Source organism: Sedimentibacter sp., assembly GCF_033447055.1.
Classification (GTDB): Bacteria; Bacillota; Clostridia; order Tissierellales; family Sedimentibacteraceae; genus Sedimentibacter.
This window is the reverse complement of sequence record NZ_JAWQJF010000125.1, coordinates 1-3,617: the sequence shown is the minus strand read 5'-3', so window position 1 is coordinate 3,617 and position 3,617 is coordinate 1. Positions and strand designations below refer to the sequence as shown.

General features: G+C 35.7%; 5 protein-coding genes. All 5 read right to left on the bottom strand.

The features are described 5' to 3' along the window. The coding region (locus tag SA378_RS08580; protein WP_318525573.1) for an SDR family NAD(P)-dependent oxidoreductase at positions 1–255 on the bottom strand (255 nt) is incomplete at its 3' end. A gap of 47 nt (positions 256–302) precedes the next feature. Continuing rightward, positions 303–953: a CoA transferase subunit B gene (locus SA378_RS08575; RefSeq protein WP_318525572.1), complete on the bottom strand. Its 651-nt coding sequence runs from the start codon at positions 951–953 to the stop codon at positions 303–305. Next, the gene (locus tag SA378_RS08570; protein ID WP_318525571.1) at positions 953–1,606 is read right to left on the bottom strand and encodes a CoA transferase subunit A; all 654 of its coding nucleotides are present in this window, start codon (positions 1,604–1,606) and stop codon (positions 953–955) included. The genes SA378_RS08575 and SA378_RS08570 overlap by 1 nt, the downstream gene beginning before the upstream one ends. Before the next feature lie 14 nt (positions 1,607–1,620). Continuing rightward, a complete protein-coding gene (locus tag SA378_RS08565) occupies positions 1,621–2,799 on the bottom strand; it encodes an acetyl-CoA C-acetyltransferase (RefSeq protein ID WP_318525570.1) in 1,179 nt (392 codons plus the stop codon). A 279-nt stretch (positions 2,800–3,078) separates the two neighbouring features. Continuing rightward, positions 3,079–3,576, bottom strand: a complete 498-nt coding sequence (locus SA378_RS08560) for a helix-turn-helix domain-containing protein (RefSeq protein ID WP_318525569.1) — start codon at positions 3,574–3,576, stop codon at positions 3,079–3,081. Positions 3,577–3,617: the final 41 nt, after the last annotated feature.

Here is a 3,617-nt window from a genome sequence, read left to right as displayed (position 1 = left end):
GCCTGCAACATTTACAAGAACATCAACTTTAGAGAATTTTTCTACGGCAAAATCTACTAAACTTTTGCAGCCTTCCCTTTTGCTTAAATCTGTTTTAAAAAATACTCCGCCTACTCTTGCTGCTCCTTCTTTTAATTTCTCTTCATTGATATCAGCCATCACTACTTTGGCTCCATCCTTAGCGAATGCTTCAGCTACGGCAAGACCTATTCCACTTGCAGCTCCTGTAACTATACATACTTTGTTTTCTAACATTTTTCCCTCCAAATTAAATTATTTAATTTTTTTTAAATTTATATTTTTTAAATTTCTGTATATTTTAAATTTTCAGAAACTATGATTGTTGCTCCTGTTGCTTCTTGAACCTGTTCAATTGTATAATTAGGATTTATCTCTTTCAGCAATAGTCCCTTATCAGTAACTTCAATTACACCCATTTCAGTAATAATAAGATCTACTACATGTACAGCTGTCAAAGGAAGAGTGCATTGCTTCAAAATCTTATGCTTGCCTTTTGCTGTGTGATTCATAGCTACAATAACTTTTTTAGCTCCTGTTACAAGATCCATGGCGCCTCCCATTCCGGGGACCATCTTACCCGGAACCATCCAATTAGCAAGGTTCCCTTTTTCATCAACTTCCAATGCACCCAGTACAGTTGCATCCAAATGACCGCCTCTTATTATAGCGAAAGATTCTGCGCTGTCAAAAAATGCTCCACCCGGATTAATTGTTACATGAAGTCCTCCTGCATTTACCAGATAAGGGTCTTCCTTACCAGGTTCAGGAACAGGCCCCATTCCAAGAAATCCGTTTTCAGACTGCAGTGTAATTTCAATGTCTTCTGGTATATAATTAGCAACCATTGTTGGAAGCCCAATTCCAAGATTTACAACATCTCCGTCACGAAGTTCCTTGGCCACTCTTCTTGCAATATATTCTTTATCATCCATTATGAATTACCTCCAACTATATATTTTATAAAGATACCAGGAGTCATAACGTCATCTGGATCAATTTCACCAACTTCTACTATTTCATCCGCTTCAACAATTACTACGTCTGCTGCTGTAGCCATAATAGTATTGAAGTTTCTTGTTGCTTTTGAATATCTCACATTTCCTTTTTTGTCTACCTTTGCCCCTACAATAAGAGCGATATCAGCCTTTATGGGTTTTTCAAGAATGTATTCCTCACCGTCTACAGTAATTATATCTTTTCCTTCAGCTACAACCGTTCCTAAACCAGTTGGAGTTAAAATTCCACCAAGCCCAGCACCAGCTGCTCTTATTCTTTCTGCAAGAGTGCCTTGAGGTACAAGCTCAACTTCAAGTTCCCCTGAATTCATTTGATTGCCTGTTTCCTTGTTTGTTCCTATGTGTGAAGCTATTAATTTTTTAACCTGTTTATTTACAATAAGTTTTCCTATTCCTACTTCAGGAAATGAAGTATCGTTAGCAATTAAAGTTATATTCTTAACGCCTTTTTCAATCAATGCATCTACTAGTGTAAATGGGTTTTTGCATCCCAGAAATCCACCAACCATAATACTCATGCCATCATGTATCATGCCGACTGCTTCTTCTACAGAAATTACTTTGTTCAATCTGTTGCCTCCTATTATCTTTTTATAATTAATGAAGTTCCCTGTCCTCCGCCTATACATAAAGTTGCAAGACCTGTTTTAACATCTCTTTTGACCATTTCATATATCAAAGTAACAAGAATTCTTGTACCTGAGCATCCTATCGGATGTCCAAGAGCAATAGCTCCACCGTTAACATTTGTTTTTTCAGCATTAAGTCCTAAATCACGAACAACAGCCAAAGACTGTGCTGCAAATGCTTCGTTAGCTTCAACTAAATCTATATCATTAATTGTCATATTTGCTTTTGCCAACGCTTTTTTAGTTGCTGGAACAGGCCCATAGCCCATAATTTTAGGATCAACTCCTGCAGATGCGTAAGAAATTATTGTTGCCAAAGGTTTAATGCCTAAATCTTCTGCTTTTTCCTTAGACATTACTATAACTGCTGCTGCGCCATCATTTATACCTGAAGAAGTACCAGCTGTAACTGTTCCATCCTTTTTAAAAGCTGGTTTAAGTTTAGCTAAACTTTCAATAGTAGCACCAAACTTTGGAAATTCATCAGTATCAACAATTACAGGGTCACCTTTTCTTTGAGGAATTTCTACAGAAACTATTTCATCTTTAAATCTTCCACTTTTTATAGCCTCTTCAGCTCTGTTTTGACTTCTGACAGAAAACTCGTCCTGTTCCTGTCTAGTAATGTTCCATTGTTCTGCAATGTTTTCTGCAGTTATCCCCATGTGATAGTTATTAAAAATGTCAAAGAGTCCATCATGAACCATTGAGTCCACAATTGTTCCATCACCCATTCTTTGCCCCCATCTCGTACTTGGAAGAATATAAGGTGCCCTGCTCATATTTTCCGCACCACCAGCAAGTATTATATCTGCTTCGCCCATCATTATAGCTTGAGCAGCAAGTTCAACAGTTTTTAAACCCGATCCACAAACTTTATTAATTGTCATAGAAGGTACTTCAACGGGAATTCCCGCTGCTATTGCTACCTGCCTTGCTAAATTTTGTCCAATCCCAGCTTGAAGCACATTTCCAAAAATAACCTCGTCAACCAATTCAGGTGTAACGTTTGCCCTTTTTAATGCTTCAATTGCAACAATGGTTCCCAATTCTACTGCGGGTACATCTTTAAGACTTCCTCCAAAGCTACCGATAGGTGTTCTTACAGCACTTACAATTACAACTTCTTTCATTGTTTCCTCCTTATATTTGTTATTAATGATAATTAATATTGTTTTATCACTCGTCTATTAATCAAGCAAATACTATGCCAATATTACACTTTTTTTAATGCTGGTATTTCACTATTTCAAAACATTAAAATAATCAACTATGCATAAAACGCAAAAGGATGTAGCTGTATATCTACATCCTTTTGTGCTTTTTAATTATTATATAAAAACATTGGTTAATATTAGTCATTATCTACGTGTAGAACAAAATCTACAAATAGTATAAAAGTAGATGAAATTCTACACTATGCTTTTTACATCAATTCCATACCGAGCCAACTTTTTATATATTGCTGTTCTGTGTATTCCAAGCATCATCGCAGCTTTTGTTCTGCTGCCGTTTGACATTTTTATAGCAGAAATAATGGCTTTTATTTCAGCTTCAGCAACATTTTCTCTTAATTGCTTATTAACTGATATATGTTCTTCAGATATTAATTTATTTCTTATAGACTCAGGCAAGTGCTGCATGTCTACAAAATTGCTTGATGAAATATTTGCTGCTCTTTCTAAAACATTTCTCAGCTCTCTTACATTTCCTGGCCAATCATAAAGATTTAAAGCCAACATCGCCTTTTCAGTTACTATTTTAAAAAATAGTCCTACAGATTGCAATTGTTTGTTTAAAATATCTTCACACAATAGAGCAATGTCATCCGAACGTTCTCTTAATGGAGGTATTTTTATTTCAACAACATTAAGCCTATAGTACAAATCCTGTCTAAAAAGACCTCTCACGACCAATTTTTTTAGATTTTAATTTGAACAGGCTATTACTC